The 24,234-nt window shown below is 40.9% G+C and carries 22 protein-coding genes; 5 read left to right on the forward strand and 17 right to left on the reverse strand.

Going from position 1 to position 24,234, the window contains the following annotated elements:
• Nucleotides 1-55: 55 nt before the first annotated feature.
• The 7 genes from V7121_RS08785 to V7121_RS08815 all read right to left on the reverse strand — a co-directional run bounded on the left by V7121_RS08785 (nt 56) and on the right by V7121_RS08815 (nt 8,433).
• A complete protein-coding gene (locus tag V7121_RS08785) occupies nt 56-1,519 on the reverse strand; it encodes a nicotinate phosphoribosyltransferase (RefSeq protein ID WP_335494600.1) in 1,464 nt (487 codons plus the stop codon).
• Nucleotides 1,520-1,583: 64 nt separating this feature from the next.
• On the reverse strand, nt 1,584-2,129 hold the full coding sequence (locus V7121_RS08790; RefSeq protein WP_420490537.1) for a cysteine hydrolase family protein: 546 nt from the start codon (nt 2,127-2,129) through the stop codon (nt 1,584-1,586).
• A 187-nt stretch (nt 2,130-2,316) separates the two neighbouring features.
• Nucleotides 2,317-3,066, reverse strand: a complete 750-nt coding sequence (gene sdhB, locus V7121_RS08795) for a succinate dehydrogenase iron-sulfur subunit (protein ID WP_335494597.1) — start codon at nt 3,064-3,066, stop codon at nt 2,317-2,319.
• A gap of 2 nt (nt 3,067-3,068) precedes the next feature.
• Entirely contained in the window at nt 3,069-4,832 is a 1,764-nt protein-coding gene (sdhA, locus tag V7121_RS08800) for a succinate dehydrogenase flavoprotein subunit (RefSeq protein ID WP_335494593.1), read from the reverse strand.
• A gap of 24 nt (nt 4,833-4,856) precedes the next feature.
• The gene (locus V7121_RS08805) at nt 4,857-5,471 is read right to left on the reverse strand and encodes a succinate dehydrogenase cytochrome b558 subunit (RefSeq protein WP_335494590.1); all 615 of its coding nucleotides are present in this window, start codon (nt 5,469-5,471) and stop codon (nt 4,857-4,859) included.
• Nucleotides 5,472-5,566: 95 nt separating this feature from the next.
• Nucleotides 5,567-7,021, reverse strand: a complete 1,455-nt coding sequence (aspA, locus tag V7121_RS08810; protein ID WP_335494586.1) for an aspartate ammonia-lyase — start codon at nt 7,019-7,021, stop codon at nt 5,567-5,569.
• 98 nt (nt 7,022-7,119) lie between these two features.
• A complete protein-coding gene (locus V7121_RS08815; RefSeq protein WP_335494584.1) occupies nt 7,120-8,433 on the reverse strand; it encodes an anaerobic C4-dicarboxylate transporter in 1,314 nt (437 codons plus the stop codon).
• Between the two features lie 367 nt (nt 8,434-8,800).
• Between V7121_RS08815 and V7121_RS08820 the strand changes: the two genes are divergently transcribed.
• Together V7121_RS08820 and V7121_RS08825 are read left to right on the forward strand one after the other, a co-directional pair.
• Nucleotides 8,801-10,069 (forward strand): ATP-binding protein, encoded by a 1,269-nt coding sequence (locus V7121_RS08820; protein WP_335494581.1) that lies wholly within the window; start codon nt 8,801-8,803, stop codon nt 10,067-10,069.
• 5 nt (nt 10,070-10,074) lie between these two features.
• Nucleotides 10,075-10,989, forward strand: coding sequence for a response regulator (locus V7121_RS08825; RefSeq protein WP_335494578.1), 915 nt, complete (start codon nt 10,075-10,077; stop codon nt 10,987-10,989).
• A 183-nt stretch (nt 10,990-11,172) separates the two neighbouring features.
• Here the strand turns inward: V7121_RS08825 and V7121_RS08830 are convergent, their stop codons facing one another.
• The 6 genes from V7121_RS08830 to V7121_RS08855 form a co-directional block, all read right to left on the reverse strand.
• Nucleotides 11,173-12,114: a diacylglycerol kinase gene (locus tag V7121_RS08830; RefSeq protein ID WP_335494575.1), complete on the reverse strand. Its 942-nt coding sequence runs from the start codon at nt 12,112-12,114 to the stop codon at nt 11,173-11,175.
• 181 nt (nt 12,115-12,295) lie between these two features.
• Nucleotides 12,296-13,216 (reverse strand): hypothetical protein, encoded by a 921-nt coding sequence (locus tag V7121_RS08835; RefSeq protein ID WP_335494573.1) that lies wholly within the window; start codon nt 13,214-13,216, stop codon nt 12,296-12,298.
• A gap of 84 nt (nt 13,217-13,300) precedes the next feature.
• Entirely contained in the window at nt 13,301-14,380 is a 1,080-nt protein-coding gene (locus V7121_RS08840; protein ID WP_335494570.1) for a DUF6677 family protein, read from the reverse strand.
• Nucleotides 14,377-14,949 carry an anti-sigma factor family protein gene (locus V7121_RS08845; protein ID WP_335494568.1) on the reverse strand — a complete coding sequence of 191 codons (573 nt, stop codon included), beginning with the start codon at nt 14,947-14,949 and terminating at the stop codon, nt 14,377-14,379. Before V7121_RS08845 ends, V7121_RS08840 begins: the two co-directional genes overlap by 4 nt.
• Nucleotides 14,946-15,434 (reverse strand): sigma-70 family RNA polymerase sigma factor, encoded by a 489-nt coding sequence (locus tag V7121_RS08850; protein WP_335546395.1) that lies wholly within the window; start codon nt 15,432-15,434, stop codon nt 14,946-14,948. The genes V7121_RS08845 and V7121_RS08850 overlap by 4 nt, the downstream gene beginning before the upstream one ends.
• A 218-nt stretch (nt 15,435-15,652) precedes the next feature.
• Entirely contained in the window at nt 15,653-16,291 is a 639-nt protein-coding gene (locus V7121_RS08855; protein ID WP_335546396.1) for a pentapeptide repeat-containing protein, read from the reverse strand.
• A gap of 234 nt (nt 16,292-16,525) precedes the next feature.
• On the opposite strand from V7121_RS08855, the gene plsY reads away from it, so the two are divergent.
• Complete coding sequence (gene plsY / locus V7121_RS08860; RefSeq protein ID WP_335494560.1) at nt 16,526-17,146, forward strand: glycerol-3-phosphate 1-O-acyltransferase PlsY; 621 nt, start codon at nt 16,526-16,528, stop codon at nt 17,144-17,146.
• 48 nt (nt 17,147-17,194) lie between these two features.
• Here the strand turns inward: plsY and V7121_RS08865 are convergent, their stop codons facing one another.
• Entirely contained in the window at nt 17,195-17,749 is a 555-nt protein-coding gene (locus V7121_RS08865; protein WP_335494558.1) for a thioredoxin family protein, read from the reverse strand.
• 228 nt (nt 17,750-17,977) lie between these two features.
• Here V7121_RS08865 and putP point away from each other — a divergent pair, with 228 nt between their 5' ends.
• Entirely contained in the window at nt 17,978-19,459 is a 1,482-nt protein-coding gene (putP, locus tag V7121_RS08870) for a sodium/proline symporter PutP (protein WP_335494557.1), read from the forward strand.
• Between the two features lie 34 nt (nt 19,460-19,493).
• Here putP and V7121_RS08875 read toward each other — a convergent pair whose 3' ends face one another.
• Entirely contained in the window at nt 19,494-20,027 is a 534-nt protein-coding gene (locus V7121_RS08875) for a DUF1697 domain-containing protein (protein ID WP_335494554.1), read from the reverse strand.
• A gap of 157 nt (nt 20,028-20,184) precedes the next feature.
• On the opposite strand from V7121_RS08875, the gene V7121_RS08880 reads away from it, so the two are divergent.
• Nucleotides 20,185-20,616: a VOC family protein gene (locus V7121_RS08880; RefSeq protein WP_335494552.1), complete on the forward strand. Its 432-nt coding sequence runs from the start codon at nt 20,185-20,187 to the stop codon at nt 20,614-20,616.
• Between the two features lie 720 nt (nt 20,617-21,336).
• Here V7121_RS08880 and gatB read toward each other — a convergent pair.
• Together gatB and gatA are read right to left on the reverse strand one after the other, a co-directional pair.
• The gene (gene gatB / locus V7121_RS08885) at nt 21,337-22,764 is read right to left on the reverse strand and encodes an Asp-tRNA(Asn)/Glu-tRNA(Gln) amidotransferase subunit GatB (RefSeq protein WP_335494550.1); all 1,428 of its coding nucleotides are present in this window, start codon (nt 22,762-22,764) and stop codon (nt 21,337-21,339) included.
• 12 nt (nt 22,765-22,776) lie between these two features.
• On the reverse strand, nt 22,777-24,234 hold the full coding sequence (gatA, locus tag V7121_RS08890) for an Asp-tRNA(Asn)/Glu-tRNA(Gln) amidotransferase subunit GatA (RefSeq protein WP_335494548.1): 1,458 nt from the start codon (nt 24,232-24,234) through the stop codon (nt 22,777-22,779).

The following is a 24,234-nucleotide window of genomic DNA, read 5'->3' on the forward strand; positions in this document are numbered from 1 at the left end:
CCACGGTAACAATTAGCGAGTAGTCCTACCCTTCAACCCTGGAGAACCCTAATTGTTACTCTTTCATCGCCGCTACTTTTTCTTTCACTTCTTCAATGTTTCTCATTTTGTTATCCCAGCATTTTTGACTCAAGTCAACAGGGTAATCGGCTGGATTCATAATCCGCTTGTACTCGTCCCATAGCGAATCGAGGTTTTGTTTTAAATAATCACGGGATTCCTCTAAGCATGGTATTTCATAGACAAGCTCGCCTTTAGAGAAGATTTCCTCGTGCAATTCTTTTGCCGTAAAATTGGTAACCACCTTATTCAAATAAGTATGAGTAGGATGGAACATGCGCAAACGCTTTTCCGGAAGCTTTTCATCCGCCAGCGCAATGTAGTCCCCCTCAGCATGATGGTTCGTATTATTGATGATCCGGTAAATTCTCTTCAATCCTGGTGTCGTAACCTTTTCCGGATTGGATGAGATTTTAATCGTATCCTCCATTTTCCCTCTTTCATCTTCGATGGAAACAATTTTATAAACCGCACCAAGTGCGGCTTGGTCGTAAGCTGTAATTAACTTTGTCCCTACACCCCAGCTGTCAATTTTAGCTCCTTGGGATTTTAAATTCATAATCGTATATTCATCCAAATCACTCGAGGCTACAATCTTTGCATCAGGGAATCCCGCCTCATCGAGCAGTTTGCGCGCTTCTTTTGAAAGATAGGCAAGGTCACCGCTATCAAGACGAATCCCAATAAAATTAATAGTATCGCCTAGCTCCCTTGCCACTTTAATTGCATTGGGCACACCGAGACGGAGAGTATCATATGTATCCACTAAAAATACACAATCCTTGTGTGTTTCAGCGTACTTCATGAAAGCAGTATATTCGTCTTTATAGGCTTGGACCATTGAATGGGCATGCGTTCCAGACACAGGAATGCCAAACAGCTTACCGGCTCTCACGTTGCTTGTTGATTCAAAGCCGGCCAGATAGGCTGCTCTCGTCCCCCAAATCGCTGCATCCATTTCCTGTGCTCGTCTTGTCCCGAATTCCATGGCCACTTCTTCACCGACAACTTGCTTGATCCGCGATGCTTTCGTCGCAATCAATGTTTGGTAATTCACAATATTAAGCAACGCTGTTTCTATCAATTGAGCTTCGGCAAGTGGCGCTTCGACACGCAGGATAGGCTCATTGCCAAAAACAAGTTCCCCTTCCTTCATGGCGCAGATCGTGCCTGTGAAACGGATATCTTTAAGATAGGCTATAAAATCTTCTTTGTAACCTACTTCCGTTTGCAAATACTCGAGATCTTCATCGCTAAAACGAAAGCCTTGAATATACTGAATCACTTTCTCTAAGCCAGCAAAAACAGCATAGCCATTTCCGAACGGAAGCTTGCGGAAAAATAGTTCGAAAACCGCACGCTTATTATGTATTCCATCTCTCCAATACGTTTCTACCATATTGATCTGATATAGATCCGTATGCAGAGTTAAACTATCATCGTGATAAAAGTGTTTCATCATTAGACCTCCGGAGTACTATTTCAGCTTTTTCATCATTATAACCAATAATAACCTTGAAAGTCTATTTAACGTGGGCTCCTAGAGATTGTTCAAAATGTCCGAGTGCCCATTCATGCCCTGCCTGATTAAACGAAGCGACAGCGTCCTTATATACGACAATCTTAAATCCTTTATTATAGGCATCTACTGCGGTATGAAGGACGCATATATCGGTGCAAACCCCAACCAAATGAACTTCCGTAATTCCGCGCTCACGTAATTTAATTTCAAGGTCTGTTCCCGCAAATGCCGAGTACCGAGTTTTATCCAGATAGGCAACATTTTCATTTTGGCCATACCTACTATATACTTCCTTTAAGCCACCAAATAAATCTCTGCCTGCTGTCCCGCGCAGGTTATGTGGGGGGAACAGTTTTGTTTCAGGATGGAACTCATCGCCTCGGTCATGAACGTCAATGGCAAAGACCACATAGTCCCCACTCGCAATAAACTTCTTTGTCAGTTCCACGATCCTTCCTTCAATCCTCTGCCCGGGCTCGCCGCATGTTAACGCCCCCTCACTTGCTACAAAATCATAGGTGTAATCAATATTAATTAGTGCCTTCAATAGTTTCCGCCCCTTTATACTGAATTTTCCCGCAAATTATTATATATAATTCTATATCTGAAATAATTTATCCTTCCTTAGAGCCATCTTCATCACTTATAAAAAAAGCCCGCTCCAAGTAGGAACGGGTTTTCATATAGCTATTATTTTATCAATTTCTAATTTAAGTAGGTAGTATACAGGCAACTTATCCGAAGAAGTTCTTTATCGATTGAATCGTTATTTGTCTATTTAACGCAGCAAGGGATGTAGTAAGTGGAATGCCTTTTGGACATACCTCGACACAGTTTTGTGAGTTACCACACGAAGTAAGTCCTCCCTCTCCCATAATCGCTAAAAGCCGTTCTTCCTTATGCATGGCACCTGTAGGATGCTCATTAAATAAGCGTACCTGTGCTAACGGGGCTGGTCCGATGAAATTAGATTTTCCATTGACATTCGGACAGGCCTCCAAACAACAGCCGCATGTCATACACTTCGATATTTCATATGCCCATTGCCTAGTTTTTTCCGGCATTCTTGGTCCCGGACCTAAATCGTGTGTTCCGTCAATTGGTATCCATGCCTTTACCCTTTTCAACGCATTGAACATCCATGAACGGTCAATCACTAAATCCCTCATCACAGGGAACGATGTCAACGGTGCAATATGAATAGGTTGTTCAAGTTGATCAATCAAGGAGGAACACGCTTGACGCGGTTTCCCGTTGATGACCATTGAGCAGGCTCCACAAACCTCCTCCAGGCAAACGGATTCCCAAATTACAGGAGTCGTTTTTTCACCTTTAGCATTGACTGGATTCTTTTGAATTTCCATCAATCCCGAGATGATATTCATATTAGAGCGATAAGGAACCATGAATTCTTCTGTGTAAGGAGAAGATTGAGCATCCTTTTGCCGGGTAATAATAAAATGAATATACTTATTCGTTTCCACTATTATTTGGCTCCTTTCTTCGCTTTTGTATAATCACGCTTTCGTGGTTCTATCAACGATGTATCAACTTCCTCATAAAATAACTCTGGAAGTTTAGTAGTTGGGTTGAATTTAGCCATTGTCGTTTTTAGCCATTTCTCGTCATTACGGTCTGGGAATTCCGGCTTATAATGGGCCCCGCGGCTCTCGTTCCGATTGTAGGCTCCAAGGGTAATCACATTTGCAAGATTAATCATGCCTTCTAATTGTCGAACAAATGAAGCACTGGAGTTGCTCCACTTTGCAGTGTCCTCAATGTTTATATTTTTATAGCGTTCAGTAAAGTCCTGAAGCTTTTCATAAGTCATCTTTAATTTTTTGTTTTCACGAACGACTGTTACGTTCGCCGTCATTAATTCGCCAAGCTCCTTATGAAGCAAATAGGCGTTCTCCGTACCATTCATTGCTAGAATTGATTGATATTTTCTTACATCTTCATTCACTTGCTTTTCAAAAATTGAACTGGAAACCTTGTCTGTCGGCTTGTTAAGCCCATTAAGGTATTCAAGTGCTCTCGGACCTGCTACCATTCCGCCATAAACGGCTGATAACAACGAGTTCGCACCGAGACGGTTTGCGCCATGCTGCGAATAATCACATTCCCCTGCAGCGAACATGCCCTGGATATTCGTTTTTTGGTCCAAATCAACCCATAAGCCACCCATTGAATAGTGGACACCAGGGAATATTTTCATTGGCACCTTTCGCGGGTCATCGCCCATAAATTTTTCATAGATTTCCATAATTCCGCCCAGTTTGATATCCAATTGCTTCGCGTCAATATGAGAGAGATCCAAATAAACCTTATTTTCTCCATTGATACCAAGCTTTTGATTAACACACACATCGAAAATCTCACGGGTGGCAATATCTCGTGGTACCAGATTTCCATAAGCAGGATACTTTTCCTCTAAAAAGTACCATGGTTTTCCATCCTTATACGTCCAGACCCTTCCGCCTTCACCACGTGCGGACTCACTCATAAGGCGATTTTTATCGTCTCCTGGAATGGCAGTAGGATGAATTTGAATAAATTCCCCGTTTGCATACAAAGCACCTTGCTGATACAGCCTTGCTGCCGCATAACCCGTATTAATCGTTGAATTCGTAGACTTTCCAAAAATGATCCCAAGCCCGCCTGTTGCCATGATGACGGCATCTGCCCGATAGGCCTTCATTTCCATTGTACGTAGATTCTGTGCGGTAATACCGCGGCAGACACCTTCTTCATCAAGAATAGCAGAGACAAATTCCCAGCCTTCATATTTCGTCACAAGGCCCTTTACTTCAAAGCTACGAACCTGTTCATCTAGTGCATAAAGGAGCTGCTGACCTGTCGTGGCCCCGGCAAATGCAGTTCTATGGTACTGTGTTCCCCCAAAGCGTCTGAAATCAAGTAACCCTTCAGGCGTCCGGTTAAACATAACTCCCATACGGTCAAACATATGGATAATCTTCGGAGCGGCTTCACACATCGCTTTTACTTGTGGTTGGTTTGCTAAAAAATCACCACCGTAAACTGAATCATCAAAATGCTCCCACGGTGAATCATTCTCGCCTTTTGTATTTACAGCACCATTGATGCCGCCTTGTGCACATACAGAATGGGAACGTTTTACCGGTACAACCGAGAATAAATCCACATGTGTCCCTGCTTCTGCTATTTTAATAGCGGCCATCAATCCAGCGAGACCGCCTCCAACAATGACAATGTTACCTTTGCTCATTTGTTTGTCCTCCCTATCTAGCGCTTAAGCAAATGCCAAGATTGCGCGGATCCCAATGTAAGATAATACAATAAATAATCCGAATGTAATATATTGAGATATTTTCTGTGAATGTGGTGATACAGTAATCCCCCATGTAATTAGGAAGGTCCAAATTCCATTAGCAAAATGATACACACACGACAAAATACCAATAATATAGAGGAACAATGAAATGCTGTTATCGACGATGTTAGCCATCAAATGATAGTTCGCTTCGACTCCTCCAAATTCCACCTGAACTTTCGTTTCCCAGACATGCCAGATAATAAATGCAAACGCAATTAAACCGGTGATACGCTGGAAGAAAAACTTCCAGTTACGCGGATACTTGTACCGTCCGACATTGTTTTTAGCTTGTTTGGCAATAAAAATGCCGTACACGGCATGAAATAATAGTGGTATAAAAATGATAAATAGTTCGAGAAAGTATTTGAACGGCAAATTCACCATAAATCCTGCCGCTTTGTTATAGGAATCAACTCCCCATGACGCAGTATAATTGACGAATAAATGAACGGTCATAAATACTCCGACAGGAATGATTCCTGACAAAGAATGCAGCTTGCGGTAAAAGTGCTGGTTATTTCCACGCTCCATAATTCGTTAAACCTCCTTTAGATGCTGAAAAGATCGAGATAAAATTTACAAAGCACAGGGCTCTAAACAAAAGATACCCTGCACTAAGATTTTTCTTATACGTAAGCTAATTCTTTTTCACGAGATTTATTAATTAGTAACTCCCTACCGGCAATACCAGGGTTCGTCATTTCAAAAGGATGTAAGATCCGATTCAATTCATTGGCTGTTAACACGCCTCTTTCCAGCACAATTTCTCTTACCGGTCTATTTGACTCAATTGCTTCCTTTGCAATAGAAGCAGCTATTTCATAGCCAACATGTGGATTGATAGCGGTAATCACACCTACACTATTATTCACGTAAGCTTCCAATCTTTCTTGATTAGCCGTAATGCCCTCTAGACAATGCTCACGAAAGACTGTAAACACATTAGTCATAATCCTAATCGATTGCAATAAGTTGAAAACAATCACTGGCTCCATAACGTTCAGTTCAAATTGCCCAGCTTCTGAAGCCATGCAGATGGTCAAATCATTTCCTACTACCTGGAAGGCACTTTGGTTTAAGACCTCAGCCATAACCGGGTTTACTTTTCCTGGCATAATAGATGATCCCGGCTGACGGGCAGGAAGATTGATTTCACCTAACCCACAACGTGGTCCAGAGGCCATCATCCGCAAATCATTCGCAACCTTTGACATATTCAACATACAAACCTTTAAAGCTGCTGATACTTCTATATAGGCATCCGTATTTTGCGTACCATCTACAAGATCCTCTGAACCTTTTATCGGCAAATCAGTAATTTCCGCCAAATATTGGATGGTCTTCTCAATATATTCTGGTTCGGCATTAAGGCCGGTCCCAACAGCAGTTGCCCCCATATTTACTTCATATAGATTCTCACGGGTTGCCTTAACCCGTTTAATGTCTCTTCTTAGCACCCTTGCGTAGGCTTCAAATTCTTGACTGAGAAGGATTGGAACAGCATCCTGCAGATGGGTGCGTCCCATTTTAATAATGCCATCAAACTCATTTGCCTTTTTCATGAATTCTAAATGAAGCTCTTCCATCGCTTTGATTAATTTTTCTAAAGTCATTAGTGTCGACAAATGGATCGCTGTTGGAAACGCATCGTTTGTAGATTGCGCCATGTTAACATGAGAATTCGGACTGATAAGCTTGTAATTTCCTTTTTGTTCACCAATTATTTCTAAGGCACGGTTGGCAAGAACTTCATTTGTATTCATGTTGATAGAAGTACCTGCTCCACCTTGAATCGGATCGACGATAAATTGATCATGCAATCGTCCATCGATTACTTCATCTGCCGCTGCCATAAGGGCCTTCGCAATCCCTTTATTCAATTGGCCAATTTCCGCATTGGCAAACGCAGATGCCTTTTTGACCATCGCCATGGCTACAATTAGGGCTGGATCAATTCGATAGCCTGTAATCGGAAAATTCTCGACTGCTCTTATAGTTTGAACACCATAATACGCTTCAACTGGAACCTGCTTCTCCCCTAGGAAATCTTTTTCAATACGAAAATTCTCTGAATAGCTCATACTTGTCATCTCCACTATTTTTTTTGGAACTACTAATATGTTTAAAATGACAGGGTCCGAAGTAATAAGGAGATTACCTCTAACCCTTAATCTCTTCTTTATAGAATAATCGTGCTTAGTAAAATACCAATTCCGACAGCTCCAAGTGTTGCGATTAAGCCTGGAACCATGAAGCTATGATTTAAAATATATTTACCGATTCTTGTTGTCCCCGTGCGGTCAAAGTTAATCGCGGCGACAACTGTTGGATAGTTAGGAATAAAGAAATATCCATTAACCGCAGGGAACATTGCGATCAATAAAGCTGGATTAATTCCCAGTGTAATCCCAAGCGGCATTAACGTACGCACGGTTGCAGCCTGACTATATAGCAAGATAGAAAGAGCAAATAGTGCAACGGCGAATAACCACGGTGCTGATGTAACTAAATCAGAAATAGATCCAGAAATTAGCGCTAAATTACCTTGAAAGAACGTGTCTCCCATCCAAGCGATCCCAAAGATTGCGACAACTGCTGCGGCGCCGGCCTTAAAGACGCTGCCGGAAACAATTTCTTCTACCTTTGGTTTACAAAAGATAATAATTAATGCTGAAATCGTCAACATAACTATTTCAATGGATGCAGGCATTGTCATCCGAGTGAATGTACCTTCAATGTCCCAACCAGGGCGTAAGGTCTCAAATGAACCTAATACAACCACAAGAACGGCGGCTAAAAGGAAAAATAGCACAGATAGCTTTGCGCCTGGTGTCGCCTGAAATTCCTTTTTATCTTTTTTAATCGGTGCTAATCCAGCTTCTAAACGTTTAATGTAGTCAGGATCATCATTTAGCTCTTTACCCATTTTGCTTGATACAAAAGCTGCAATCATACATGCAATAAGTGTAGACGGGATACAGATCATTAAAATATCGAGTAAGCTAATCTTGAAATCCGTTAACAACGCCAGCAGAGCAACTGTTGCCGCTGATATCGGACTGGCTGTAATTGCTTGCTGAGAGGCAATAACCGCAATTGCCATTGGTCTTTCAGGCCTAACGCCTGACTCCCGTGACACCTCTGCAATGACAGGTAAGATGGAATAAGCCACGTGCCCAGTCCCTGCACAAAAAGTAAAAACATATGTAACGAGCGGTGCAATGAATGTGATCCACTTCGGATTTTTCCGAAGGGCTTTTTCAGCCAAAACGACTAAATAGTCCATCCCGCCTGAAGCCTGCAAGGAACCTGCTGCGGTTATCACTGCTAAAATCATCAACATCACATCGATCGGTGCAGATGTAGGCTGTAAGCCAAAGACAAAGACAAGAATGGCTAGTCCAACTCCACCCATTACGCCTAGTCCAACTCCACCTAACCGAGCGCCAATGAAAATACACCCTAGGACGATTAAAAATTGAATCCAAAACATATTGAATACCTCCATTCAGTAATAATCTTAATAAAAGAAGAGCCTTCATTCGTAAGCTTAAAATTCTTCACCAACTTTCCTTTTGTGAAATTATTCACAAAGTATTCCGCCATAGAGGCTTGCACTCCCATCTTGCGGGTTTCAATTAATAAAATGATTGCAAAGTTTTCAACACTCCGGAAACCGTTGTTTGTTTCTGAAAGCTTTCCTTGTTCATCTAGAGCATACAGTCAAGACTACTTAAAACTACAAAAACCAACAGAATCAACTTGAAACTTAATAAATTTGTCAATTCTTTTGTCTATTATGATCTCTGAAACGATTACTATAAAAGAAAGAGATTTCTGCAGTAAATTGGAGGTCCACTGTGCGCGATAAACTATTAGCCTACTTATTCATGTTCATTGCTGTTCCCATTGCTGGAGAGTTAAAGTTCTATCCGCTAGATGGTGATTTAAGGGTTAGTTTAGGAACACCCCTTTTTTTCTTTATCCTATTATGGTCAAGAAAAATATTCTCTCCTATTGCGGGACTACTCACAGGAATTGCTGTAGTTTTATTTCGAATTTGTCTATATGAATTTCAAGCAGATTCTTTACAGTTATTAGATTCCTTTTATTTGTATTATCCTGTCTTTTTTTACTATTCAATTTACGCATTACTTTTTTATGCCTTTAAAATAAATAATTTTCATGATAGCCCATTTATTATTGGCTTGTTAGGGGTCGTAATCGAAGTAATTGCTAGTTTGGTTGAAATCACCTGTCGATCCTTTACTTCGAATATTCCAATCACCCTCTCGTCCCTAATGGTGGTTGGTGGAATTGCTATTATCCGAAGCTTCTTCGTCCTTGGATTTTTTAATATATTTATCATAAGAGAAACGAAACTTGCGGAAGAACAGCATAAAAGACTAAACGAGCAAATTTTGCTAATCATTTCAAATCTATATGTGGAAATGGTTCAATTGAAGAAATCTATGAAAAATGCTGAGGAACTAACAAGTGTTTGTTATGGGTTATACCGCGATTTAAAGGAATTGGGAAGTAATAATCATGCTCAAACCGCATTGAAAATAGCCGGCCAAATGCACGAAATTAAAAAGGATAACCAGCGCATTTATGCCGGTTTAACTAAATTAATGATTAAAGAAAATTTGAGTGACTTTATGGCCATAGAGGAGATCATTGAGGTTATCGTCAGATCAAATAAAAATTACGGAGACATCCTCGGCAAGTCAATAGATTATCAAGTAACTATTTCAGGTGATCATCCCTATTATCGTACGATTATTTTATTCTCTCTCATTAACAATCTTGTCTCTAATGCCGTTGAGGCAATTTTTAATAAAGGTCTAATAGAGTTATCTGTTAAAAGAATTGATGAAATGGCCATTATTATTGTTAATGATAATGGCTCCGGTATTTCAGAAAAAAACAAACGATTCATTTTTGAACCAGGTTTTACTACGAAGTTTGACCAAACTGGAATGGCCTCGAATGGGATTGGTTTATCATATATTAAAAACGTAATAGAAAATATCGGTGGCAGTCTTAACCTGCTTGATACAGATGAGACAAATAAAACTAGCTTTGAAATTCAACTACCTATTTCCAGCTTAACAGAGAGAGGATGAGGACTTTGAAATTCTTTATTGTTGATGATTCCGCTACAGTTAGGGCAATGCTTTCAAATATTATCGAAGAAGAGAATCTTGGGACAATAGCCGGGGAGGCTGAGGATGGTTCTGAGGTTTATGCTGATATCCTTGATAAACAGGAAATTGACATCTTGATCATTGACTTGCTAATGCCTAATCGTGATGGAATTGAAACGGTTAGAGAAATTGCTCCTTTCTTCCATGGAAAAATTATTATGATCTCCCAGGTTGAAACCAAGGATTTGATTGGGGAGGCATATTCGTTAGGGGTTATTCATTATATTACAAAGCCAATTAACCAGCTTGAGGTTGTAAGCATCATAAAGAGGGTAAGCGATCAACTGCAGCTAGAGCGATCACTCACTGACATTCAAAGATCCTTAAGCTTCTTAACCAATCATTCACAAATGAAACAGCCTGAAAAACATTACCAGACGATTCAAAACCCAATAATCAACTCTGGAAGGAACATCCTCCGTGAGCTTGGCATTATAGGAGAAAGTGGCAATAAGGACCTGCTAGATATATTAGCAATTCTATCGCAACTAGAAAAAGACGGGGTTCGTGAAACACCGCCTCTAAAGGATTTGTATGAGAAGGTAATTGAAAAACGTATCCATCCGGGTTCCCCGCCTCAGGTTGTAAGAAAAGAAATGAAAGCGGGTGAACAACGGATTCGACGTACCATCCATCAAGCGCTGGAACATATTGCTTCACTTGGGCTGACCGATTACACTAATCCAAAGTTTGAAAATTATTCATCGAGTTTCTTTGACTATACTCAAGTCCGAATGAAAATGCTAGAACTGGAAGGGAAGGCCCATGACGAAAACACGCATTCCCGGATTAATATTAAAAAATTTATTCAAGCCCTCTATTTGGAAGCTAAAAGCTAGCAACCAATCTACCTGTTAAATGCGTAGGTTATAGGAATCTAAAAAGCTGGAAAATTGAATATGAATAATGAAAAGGCCCCAAATAATTTGGGGCCTTAATTAATTTTCCAACAAAAAACACCCCGTAGGGTGTTTCTTCCAAAACGCTGTGGTTTACAATTGTTGGATTGGAATAACCTTCTTTTAGCTATATCTCTTCCCCGAATCCCAATCCGTTGGTCGGTCATTCGGGCGAATATCGTCAAGTGGCACAAACACCTCTAAGTGACGATAAAGATTTTCAAACTCAGCAGGTAACAATCCGCCAAATTCACCATCTAAATTTAACTGGACTTTTTCCGTGGCATGAACCTTAATCCGGTTAGCCTGTGTGTAGATGACATTCGGATCATGGATATGTTCCCCGCGGAGCGCTAAGGTTGCGATCCGGATAAATTCAGCTAGATTCGTCTTTTTCAAGATCAAAAGTGAAAATAAGCCATCGTTAATCGAGGCATCCGGTGCTAGTTTTTCAAAGCCACCAATTGAATTGGTTAACCCAACAAGAAACAGCATGGCCTCCCCTTCGAACAATTTCCCATCATACTCAATCGTTACTTCTGATGGTTTAATCGAAGGAAGCATTTCTATCCCTTTTAAATAGTAAGCCAATTGACCGAGCATCGTTTTCAATTTGCTTGGTACTTCGTATGTAATCTCGGTGATTCTACCGCCGCCAGCAATATTAATAAAATAACGATCATTGATACGGCCAATATCAACAGGAATCATTTCCCCTTTTGTAATTATATCCACTGCAGCTCCGATATCCCTAGGAATTTGCAGGGCTCTAGCAAAGTCGTTCGTCGTCCCAGCGGGAATAATTCCTAATTTTGGACGGTACTCCTGTTCTGCGAGGCCATTGACCACTTCATGAATCGTTCCGTCGCCGCCTGCAGCAATCACAATATCATACTTACGCTCAACAGCGATCCGCGCGGCCTCCGTTGCATCCCCTGCACCCGTTGTCGCATGACAAGATGCTTCATATCCAGCCATTTCTAGCTTTTGAAGAATTTCTGGAAGATTCCGCTTAAGAATTTCACGCCCTGAGGTAGGATTGTAGATCAGTCTTGCTCTTTTCATCATTTCATCATCCTATTTTTGAAATCAACATCAGTACTAGCTATCCGCTCATTTCAATATTCTACCAATTTTCATTCTAACTGACAAACATATTGCCAAGCGGCGACACGAATTTACCTTCAAATGTCCATCTCTTATCATACCCGTTTTTTATTTTTTTGCAAAAATAGACTCAATCATTTTACTGATTCGTTTGAAGATGAATATCGTATGCATCCGCAATGTTGATGTGGTACTGTCCCGCGCCAGATTGAAAAACAGCCTGTTTCTTGCCATTATCTATGCCATCGGCCGTCTTCTCTTTCGCCACCTTCCAGTCACCTTCTCTACCATCTAACTCTTGGACACCCTCTGCATCCACCTTCAAATTGCTATTTGCTGCTACATCGACAACAACCGTTGATGCTCCATCGATATTCCAATCATTCGCAAGTGAACGCGGCTTTAAGGTAAGGGAATTATCACTGCCAATCACCTCAAGCTTCACATCCTTTGGAATCAAAAGCGTTGCCGCAACCTCGCCACTAGCATGGAACGGGCCAAGTTCGTTAGGCAGTGACTTCATGTTTAAATAAAGCGTATCACCTTTTTGGTTTGCTGAAACCACATCATCCGGACGTTGGAGTACCTTCGCCTTCTTAGCTGTTTGCACCCGATACGTCCCGAACAAAGTTACTTCCTTTTCCTCCGTCGATTCCACAGTCATCTGATACCCCACCGTTCGGACAACTACCCGTTTAATACTGTCATCCATTTTATAAGAAAAGGCAGGCAATTCAAATGAGCGTTCTTCTCTCGCCATCACATCTTCTACTTTTCCCATAATACCCGTGGTGCTTAAAATCGCGAAGGCAATTCCGGCCGTTCCAATCACACCCACAAAGAAAATACTTAGAAAATCGTACTTTAACATTGGCTTTTCCTGACCTGACAAAAATAAATAAACGAGAATCTCCATCCCAAGCACAACCAACAAAAGCGGCCACCAAGCCGTCATCACCTGGACAAGATCCAACCCTAAAAACTTTGAAAAAAAGAGGAAAAGTCCAAGGAATACAAGCGAGGCCCCCATCGAAAACGTCCCAACGCGCCAAGTTCTCATGCGTCTTCTCTCCCCTTTCTTTTTCTAAAAAGGAATCCAACTCCGAAACCGATTATTGCAGCGCCTGCTATTGTTTTTCCCCACTTACTCATGCTTTTTTTCCTCCCGTTTTTGCTTGCTTCCAGATAAAAGTTTAAATCCTCCGCCAATCAACACCAGACAAACAAGCCCTGTTTGAAGATAACCCTGTACCCAATACATCACATCAACATTAATTAACCTGTTTAGTAATGGTGAGAAGGCTGGCAGCAGCACGTTCATGACGAGATAGTATAGGCCCATTAAGACAAGGCCAACACCCACCCATTTTTGATGGTTAAGGAAATAGGAAATAATTGGCACATCCTCGATGGTTTCTTCCCCGTACCTAGAGACCTTTTGCATCGCATCAAAAAAGCTGTAAAACCAGATAATTGGGATTAGGAATAAGAAAATCCCCAGCCTGAGCGTATCTAAAATATAGATAGAAAAGAGAAAGGCGGCCATTAACTGAATACCGCGGCGCTGGAGGCCAAGATATAGATGTCCCGCGCCTGGAAAAATTGCCAGAAAGGTCGCGATTGATTTGCTCTTTTTACCATCTTCACGACGCATCTCAAAGTCTTCAAAAATCGTTCGATCGATTAACTCCTCACCGCGCTGCTTTTTATTCACCTGCTGGACCGCGTCAAAGAATCCGTATACCCAAATAATTGGCAGGGCGGCCAAAAAGACCATAAATTCACCACGGTTGGAAAGTGCTGTTACGAATATAACCATGACCCCGAGCCCTAAGAAGGTGGCCAAAAGCGTTAGTCCCCTGGTCATTAAGCCAATTTGGAAGTGGCCTAAGCCTGGGATAAACGATAAGACAATCGTGTAGAATCGTTCTGAATCTTGGGCTGCCTGTGTCTGCGGGAGGTCCTGGTTCGCTGCCCTTAACTCCTTTTTATGTTTGGAAACCTGGACACCCATATCAATAAAACTGATCAGGTAAATGAAAATTCCTAACATAAAAGTCACGATGGAAACTTGCTCATTATTTGTTACTAACCCAATGACCGTGACGAATGCCAATCCCATGACGGTCAGTAAATAAAGTACTCCACGAAACATGTTGCCGAAATAAATATGACCAAGACCCGGAAATAAGGATAAGGTCAATGCTTTGGTCGGATTTTTCATTTCTTATTTGCCCCCTTTTTATCTAGTGAATCCATCCATGCGAACGTTTTATTAATAACATCCTCCGTCATTGAAGGCTTCTTTTCCTGAATTTGAGGCTTTTCAATCGAACTCGCATAAGCAGCTAACGACTGAAAGACACCAGAGAACGTCAACAAAAGAGTCGCCGCCGCAGCCAGCAGATAATGAAATGCCGCCTGCTGATAGTAAGGTTTCTTCCTACTAATTTTGGTGTCAGGTACCAATGTCTCCATTGAGATAGTGTTAAGATTATCAACGGTGTCAGGTACCGAAGGAACTATTGGCATAGTGTTTAAATCCTCAATGGTGTCAGGTACCACAGAAGGTACCAAAGTCTTTTGGGTTGAGATTCCCGCCATTACCGCATCGGTAAAGCTGCTCTGATTTGATAGTATTGGAAGCGAGGTTTCATTGGCTTCCACGGCCTTTAGATAATGGTTCAGACATTGATCGCAGGTATATAAATGCTTTTCTAGTTCCTCTTTGGCTGTTTTATTGATTTCATCGTTAACGTATTGCAACCATTCGTCATAAGTGTAATGCTTCATGAAAAATCGTCCTCCTTCCAATTCTTTTTCATCCAGTTGCGTGCTCGGTATAGCTTCGTTTCGATTGTTTTCACCTGAACATTTTGTTCTTCAGCCATTTGCTGATAGCTTTTTTCCGCTATGTAAAATCCGTAAATAACATCACGGTAATTCTCAGGCAGTTCATCAAGCTTTTTCCTAACGAGCCTTCTCCGATCTAGCTTGATTATTTCTTTCTCCACACTATCTTTCGGTGTCCCTGCTACTAACTGCTGCTCGAGGTCTTCAGCTATATCCTCTCTTCTACTAACCTGTTTGCGTTTTACATCTATCGCATGATTAACAGCAATTCGCGTTATCCACGTTTTAAACCCTTGATTTTGATAGTGGGGGAGAGCGGTATAGATCTTCATAAACACTTCCTGTGCGGCGTCTTCTGCTTCCTTTTGGTCGCGAAGCACAGCAAAAATGGTCCGGAACACATCATTGCGGTACTTCTCAACCAACAGTCGAAAAGCCTGATCATTGCCGTTTATCACATTTTCTATTAAAACAGCATCACTAATCGTTCTCTCCCCCTTTCTTTTCTTGTCACTCTCTTAATAGACGAAAGTTTTTTGAATAACCCCTACACTTTTTTTAAAAAAATAATTTTCCTATATCATAGCACGCACAAAAAAACCGTGCGTTAGGTGTCACACGGTTTTACCAGTACATCATTAGGTTAATCTTTAATCTCCACTCCTAATAGCCTCGCAAATCCAATCGCTTGATCCGCTGAAACAATGCATCCTGCAACAAGATCAAGTGATAGATTTAAGTGGTTGAACTTACAGGTGCTAAGATCCACTCCTTTGAGTGTTGTTCCTGTAAAATTCACATCATCAAGATCGCATTCTGTAAATCCTACTTTATTAAACTTCGCCTCATAGAAATCCGCATTTCGAAGTGAACAATTTTCAAATCTCATTTCTTTCAAATCGGCGTATCCGAACGACCCCATATTGAGATTACAATTTTCAAATAATACATTCCTCAGTGTAGCATCGGCAAGATTTAACCCCAATAGTTTAGAGTCGCGAAACTCAACCCGGTGGATAATGGCATCGGTAAAATCCACATTAGATAAATCACATCGTTCAAAAATAACATCGGTCAATTGAATAAAGCGAAACGCGCCATCGAGAAAGGTTACATTTCTAAACACGACCTCTTCGAATCTCATCTTTTCAACTTCTTCTTGTGAGATTGTACAGTCGCTAATGAGTGCCATATTAATATCAGAATCTTCTCGATCATTATAATCAAATGGCGTTAAGCTGGCTGGAATTTTAGGCTTTTGGATTTTAAACATTTTACTCATATATATCATCCCTTGCTGCTTTTTTTCTAAAAACTATCGATTAAGGCAATTGGAATATCTTCGCTTAAAACTGCATAGCTATTAGCAACTTGGCCAAATTCAATATAGCTCGATCAAGTGCTCCTTTTTCTTAACTTATCCTTACAATTCAACAAAATAATACCACTGTATTATGATAGAATCTATAAATAATGGGATATATCCAAAATAATAATTGTTGAGGGAATGATGCTTATGTTCTGGTTGTTGCTTTTGGCTTCCTACTTAATTGGAAGCGTTCCCACAGCTCTGATTGTGGGCAGGCTGATTTTTGGTATCGATATCCGCGAACACGGCAGCAAAAACCCAGGAGCTACCAATACACTGAGGGTACTGGGGAAGAAATCAGCCGTATTCGTGCTTATTATTGATCTCGCTAAGGGGACTGTTGCCGCCTATCTGCCAATTTACTTCAATCTTGACGTCGAACCCCTGTACTTTGGTTTAGCTGCTGTTGTAGGGCATTGCTTTCCAATTTTCGCAGGGTTCAAAGGCGGAAAAGCCATTGCAACGACCGCAGGGGCTTTGTTAATTGCCAACATCTATCTTTTGGTCATCGCCTATGTCGCATTCTTTTTGGTCATTTTTTTAACAAAGTATGTTTTTATGGGCTCAATCACAGTGGGTGTAAGTATGTTAATCTATTCCCTCATATCTTCTAAGCTAGAATTAGAACTTATCTTTTTATTCTTTTCGTTATTTTTACTATATCTGCACCGCTCCAATATTCGTAATTTTATTCTAGGAATCGAACCAAAAATCAATGATAAAAAGTTGATTAATGACCGTATCCCGCCGAAGAATAGTAGTTTTTAGATGAAATAAACAAGGATCCCTTGGAATTGACTCCTTGGGATCCTCTTTTTATTTGATAAGTACCGACATGATACTGTTAGCTACGGTTTGCCAAATTTCTGCATCTGTTTGATAGGTTGTACGAAGACCTTTATACATCTCCATTTGCTTCTCTTGAAAATCCGCGGCCTCCTTATCCGGTAAGCTAGCACGCTTTTCCATCACCAAAGCCTGCATTTCCGGTGCTCTTGGCCCCCAAACGCCGACTTCATTTCCATCTTCATCGATAAAAATAAAAATAGGAATTGCTCTAGATGTGCCATTCGTTAAATACTGGTCCATTAACTCTAAATTGGAGTCACGAAGCACGAAGTGGACTTCCATCTCAGCGGCTTCAGCCATTTTCAGCAAAATAGGATTGTTTAGCATCGCATCTCCACACCAATCTTCCGATAAGACTATCGCACGTATATTTCGTGTCCTTAATGCCTCGAGCTTTTTCTTATCGTCTTCCCTAACGGTATATCCCTCATAGATTGTGAGCATTTCCTCTTTATTAGTGGTCATTGCGTTTATGTACTCGTTCACAGTCAATCCTTTTTGAAACCACTGGTTTAAATCCATTTTAACAGCACCCCTTCCATTTTCTCCTATCATAGTTGTTTTCAGAAACCTTGACAATTGAACTGCTTCAGGTGAATTGTAAATATTATACTGCAAGTATTTTTTCCTATTTTAAAAAAGTAAATTTATACACTAGAAATAGAGATTTAAAGTTGATAGAATATTTTTTATATAGAAAATATTATTGAATATACTATTCTCTATATAAGAAAATTGGGGAGGACTCCTATGTCTAACGAATCACTACAACTACTTTCTATCGGAATCTATATTGCTGCCATGCTTTTTATCGGCTGGTATTCCTTTCGAAAGACTAGCAATCTAACGGATTACATGCTTGGGGGAAGGTCTTTAGGACCTGCTGTAACCGCGTTAAGTGCTGGGGCGGCTGATATGAGCGGCTGGCTTTTAATGGGCTTACCCGGTGGAATTTATGTTACCGGTTTAGCGGATGCATGGATCGCAATTGGTTTAACGATTGGCGCTTATCTTAACTGGCTTTTGGTAGCACCTCGCTTGCGTTCTTACACCCAAGTGGCCAATGATTCCATCACGATTCCAAGCTATCTTGAAAACCGTTTTAAGGACAACACAAAACTACTCCGTATTGTTTCAGGAATTGTTATTCTTATTTTCTTTACTTTCTATGTATCTTCAGGAATGGTTTCAGGGGCTGTCTTTTTTGAGAGTTCATTTGGCACGAGCTATCACACCGGACTCTTAATTGTTGGCGGTGTTACGGTTGCCTACACCTTATTTGGGGGATTCTTGGCCGTAAGTTATACAGATTTTATTCAAGGGTTAATGATGTTGATTGCGCTTGCTCTTGTTCCAGCTATTGGCATCTTCCACACCGGAGGTCCAGCAGAAACGATGGAAACGATTCGTGCAATTGACCCTACCAAACTTGATTTGTTAAAAGGGACAACCTTTGTAGGAATAATTTCAGCAATGGCCTGGGGCTTAGGCTATTTTGGACAGCCGCATATTATTGTCCGCTTTATGGCCATTAAGACGATTAAAGAAACGAAAAGTGCCCGCCGGATTGGTATGGGCTGGATGATCATCTCGCTACTTGGGACCATTGCTACCGGATTTATCGGCATTGCCTTTTTCCATAACAACCCGGAGCATGTTTTAAAGAATCCAGAAGCAGTCTTTATTGAATTAAGTCAGATATTATTCCACCCATTATTTGCAGGATTTGCTTTAGCTGCTATTCTCGCAGCGATTATGAGTACGATTTCTTCTCAATTAATTGTAACCTCTAGTGCACTTGTTGAAGATTTATACAAAATGGTGATGAACAAAAATGCTAAGGACAAGCAACTGGTCTTCTTAGGAAGAATGGCGGTTCTTCTCGTTTCAGTCATTGCCGCGGCACTAGCATTCAAACAAAACAGCACCATTTTAGACCTTGTTGCATATGCATGGGCAGGTTTTGGTGCTTCATTCGGACCAGTGATCCTGCTAAGCTTATTCTGGAAAAAGATTACGAATTGGGGCGCCCTTTTCGGGATGATTGTTGGGGCTGTTACTGTTATCGTTTGGAAAAATGTCGGCTTGGGTGACAGGCTTTATGAAATTGTTCCAGGTTTTGTTTTCAATCTTATTGTCGCTGTCGTGGTCAGCATCCTCACGTATCGAAAAAATGATGAGATTGAAAAGGAATTTACCGAAAGTGTTCGCTTGTTAAAAACCGAAAAATAATAACCACGCTCGGATCCCATTGATCCGAGCGTATTTACTTTTCTATCATGGCCGATAGTTTCATGACGGTTTTCCAGTTACGCACTGTCGCCGGTATACCCAGTTTGGGGAGCTGGGCAACTAGTTTTGAATCGAGAATACTTTGCCTTAGATAAAAATAAACTTCCTTACCGTTAATAAAACATTCGTCTGGTTCACTTTTGAAACTACGTAAATTTTCTATTTTCTCTTGGGAAGGCTCGTCTGCTAAAAAGGCAAGTTGAATACTTTCGCCTTCCTTCAGTGTTTCCATAGAGTATGGGCAATTACGGACAATCTGTTCGTATTCTTCAGCTGTCCTTAACATAACTGGGACTGGAAACCCAAACGTCTCACTTATTTTATCCTCTAATTGCTTACTAAGCTGAGCAGAATCGTCTGGTCCTTCAAACAAAACATTGCCACTTTGAATATATGTTTTTACCTTTTCTAGGCCCATCGTTTCTAATAGACTTTTTAAATCTGCCATTTTGATCCGGTTATTCTTACCAACATTAATTCCGCGCAGCAGCGCAATATATATGGTCATTTATTTAACCTCACTTTTCTTGATATCACCTTCCTAAAATCTTACCATTTATTAGTTAATTTAAACTATGAAAATCTGATATCCGTAAGTTTGGAGGATAATTAGGATGGTTCGGAGAAAATTAGTTACATAATCATTTTTATGGGGGGATTTAATAATGGTACCTCAAAGAGTAACCTTGCTTACGATTGGTGCATACGATTTACCCGTTCTTCGTTCTTTCTATCAAGCATTAGGCTGGGAGGAGACTGAAATAAGCTCGGATCAATATGCTGTCTTTAAAACAGCGGGTGTCCTGCTTTCGCTATTTCCGATTGCTGAATTAGCAAAGGATGCAGGCATAGAATTCTCGAAGTCACCTGATAGCTTTCATGGTGTGACCTTCGCCATTAATGTGGAGCAGGTGGAACAAGTTGATACTGTGATTGAGTCCGTCCGCCGTACAGGGGCAAAAATACTGCGAGAGCCCAGTGATGCCTTTTGGGGCGGGCGCACAGCCTATTTTGCCGATCCAGAAAATAACCTCTGGGAAGTCGCGTGGAACCCTTCAGCGGTTTTTGACGAGCGCGGTGCGATGATAGACTTTTAAGTTCGGACATAGTAGAGCCTAAAAGGGTGTCCGTATCCGAAGATGTGCTAACTTCGGACATGGTTGGGCCTAAAATGTATGAGAATGTCCGAAGTCGATGATAAACTTTTAACTGTCATTTACATGACTCGACTATTTCCAGCTAAAAGCAATACCAATCAAACGTTTGATTAAAATTAGCTTAAACCCTTTTAAATAAAGGGTTTTTGTCTGTAAACAGGTGAAATATTTGTCGGTAATTGGAGCCATTCAGCCTCCTAAATGCCCACATTCCTGTTTATTTTACATTCTTCGACCGGCTGCAAACTAATTAAACGTTTAATTAAATAGAGTTATATCCTTTCTGTATCAATCATTTACCCTAAAATTCTGTAAAAAGATTGTGGAATTAACTCGATTTAAAAAAACTAACCAAACGTTTGATTAGTTAGTTATCGAGCCTTATATCCCAAGGGTTTCATCTATAGATTGTGAAAAGCATTTGTCGAATCAATTATGTTTCCACCTCAAAAAAGATAAAAACTAGGTCGATATCAGAAGAACCATAGGGAAATTCTTATGATTCGACACGTTCCACAATTATTCGATTCTAACCAAACGTTTGATTAGTTATTAAACAAACCCTTTTAAAACAATGAATTTTCCCCGGGAAATCATGAGAAGAATGTCGAACTCTGCTCGACAAAAAAACTGGCAGAATTGACTCTGCCAGCTTTCATATTAACGCTTTTGTAACTCTTGCTGTAATAATTGATTGACTATTTGTGGATTAGCCTGACCCTTAGTTGCTTTCATAAGCTGCCCAACTAAGAAGCCAACAGCTTTATTTTTTCCATTCTTAAAATCTTCAATGGACTGTGGATTGGCATCCAGTACCTCTGAAATAACTTTAAGAAGTGTGCCTTCGTCGGAAATCTGGACTAACCCTTTGTCTTTTACAATTTGCTCGGCATCGCCGCCGTTTTCGATTAACTCTTTGAAAACCGTTTTAGCAATTTTTGAAGAAATTGTTCCATTTTCGATCAGCTTAATCATACTAGCCAGGCCTTCTGGTGTTAGAGCGATTTGATCAAGTTCCTTTTGCTCTGCATTCAGATAGGCGGAAACATCCCCCATTAACCAGTTCGAAGCAAGCTTTGCGTCTGCCCCGCCATTGACTGTTGCCTCGAAGAAATCAGCCATTTCCTTCGTTACAGTTAATACCTTGGCATCATAAACAGGGAGGCCAAGTTCTTCTACATAACGCTTTTGACGCTGATCAGGCAACTCAGGGATTTCGGCACGAATCCGTGCTTTCCAATCCTCATCAATGTACAAGTCCATTAAATCAGGCTCAGGGAAGTACCGATAATCATCGGAACCTTCTTTCACCCTCATCAAAAGAGTTGCACCTGTAGCTTCATCAAAGCGGCGTGTTTCCTGGTCGATTGTTCCTCCAGCAGAAACCACTTCACGTTGACGCTTCTCTTCGAATTCTAATCCTTTGCGGACAAAATTGAAGGAGTTGAGGTTTTTTAACTCTGTTTTCGTTCCAAATTCTTCTTGTCCAACGGGACGAATTGAAATATTGGCGTCACAGCGAAGCGAACCTTCTTCCATTTTACAGTCCGACACACCTGTATATTGGATAATTGATTTTAATTTTTCAAGATAGGCATAAGCCTCATCAGGTGTACGAATGTCTGGTTCAGAAACGATTTCCACTAGCGGCGTGCCCTGCCGGTTGTAATCACATAATGAATACCCTTTGCCGTGGTTCAGCTTACCAGCATCTTCTTCCAAGTGAATACGCGTAATCCCAATCCGCTTTGTATAACCATTGACCTCAATATCAATATAGCCATGCTCCCCAATCGGCTTGTCAAACTGAGAAATCTGATAAGCCTTGGGATTGTCTGGATAAAAATAGTTCTTGCGGTCAAACTTCGTATGTGTAGCAACCTCACAATTAATCGCCATCGCTGCCTTGATTCCAAATTCTACAGCCTTTTTATTTAGGACAGGTAAAACACCAGGATAACCCAGGTCAACCACACTAGTATTCGTATTCGGTTCCGCACCAAAATGGTTAGGGCTCGCCGAGAAAATTTTTGATTCTGTTTTTAACTCCACATGGACCTCAAGTCCGATTACTGTTTCAAATTCCATTGTCTTCACCCCCTATAATCCAGGCTTTTGTTTATGAAAGTCTGTTGCCTGTTCAAATGCATGTGCTGTACGATAGATCGTTGTTTCATCAAAATACTTGCCGATGATTTGTAATCCTAACGGCAGTCCGCCATCAAAGCCGCATGGAACTGATATTCCTGGTAAGCCGGCAAGATTCAAAGGAATGGTTAAAATATCATTAATGTACATTGTTAATGGATCCTCAATATTTTCACCAATTTTAAAAGCAGGAGTTGGTGTTGTCGGTCCAACGATCACATCAAATTTTGCAAAAATATTTTCAAAGTCTTGCTTGATTAATGTCCGAACCTGCTGTGCCTTTTTGTAATAAGCATCATAATAACCTGAGCTAAGGGCAAACGTTCCAAGCATAATCCGGCGTTTTACTTCATCACCGAAGCCTTCTGCCCTTGATTTTTTATACAAATCAATTAATGTTTCAGCATCCTTGGTCCGGTAACCATACCGAACTCCATCGAAACGGGCCAGGTTTGCTGACGCTTCAGATGAAGAAAGTAAATAATAAGCGGCTAGAGCATATTTAGAATGCGGCAGGGATACTTCTTCCCATGTTGCACCAAGGCCCTCGAGTACTTTTAAAGTATTTAAAACAGACTGACGGACGGATTCCGTCACACCTTCCCCAAGGTACTCTTTCGGAACGGCGATTCTCAGGCCTTTTATGTCTCCTGTTAAGCCACTGGCAAAGTTCGGTACGTCTACATTCCCTGAGGTTGAATCCATTGGATCGAGTCCAGATATCGCTTGAAGCAGATAGGCATTGTCCTCAACGTTTCTGGTAATTGGTCCAATTTGATCAAGTGAGGAAGCGAAGGCCACGAGACCAAACCGGGAAACACGGCCATAGGTTGGCTTCATTCCAACAACCCCACAAAAAGAGGCCGGTTGACGGATTGAACCGCCTGTATCAGAACCTAGTGAAAATAGGACTTCTCCTGCTGCTACAGCTGCTGCTGAACCGCCTGAAGAACCGCCTGGAACTCTCTCAAGATTCCATGGATTTCTGGTTGTTTGGAAATGGGAATTCTCGTTGGAAGATCCCATTGCAAACTCATCCATATTTAACTTGCCAATCGTGACCGTTTCCGCTTGCTGCAGTTTCTGAACAACTGTAGCATCATAGATTGGATCAAAGTTTTCAAGAATTCTACTCGCACAGGTGGTCCGAAGACCTTTTGTAACTAAGTTATCTTTTAAGCCAATCGGCATCCCAAATAGCAAACCTTTGGCAGCATCCGTATTGACCTTCTCATCTAATGCTTTGGCTGATGCCCGTGCACGCTCTTCATCTAATGTTAAAAAAGCTTGGACTTTGTCCTCGACTTGTCCAATTCTTTTATACGATTCATCAACAAGATCGGATACTTTTAATTCTTTTTTCGTAAAAAGCTCATGTAAGTCAGAAACTTTATGATCAAATAAACTCAC

It is taken from the genome of Neobacillus drentensis, assembly GCF_036962125.1.
Lineage (GTDB): Bacteria > Bacillota > Bacilli > Bacillales > Cytobacillaceae > Neobacillus > Neobacillus drentensis_B.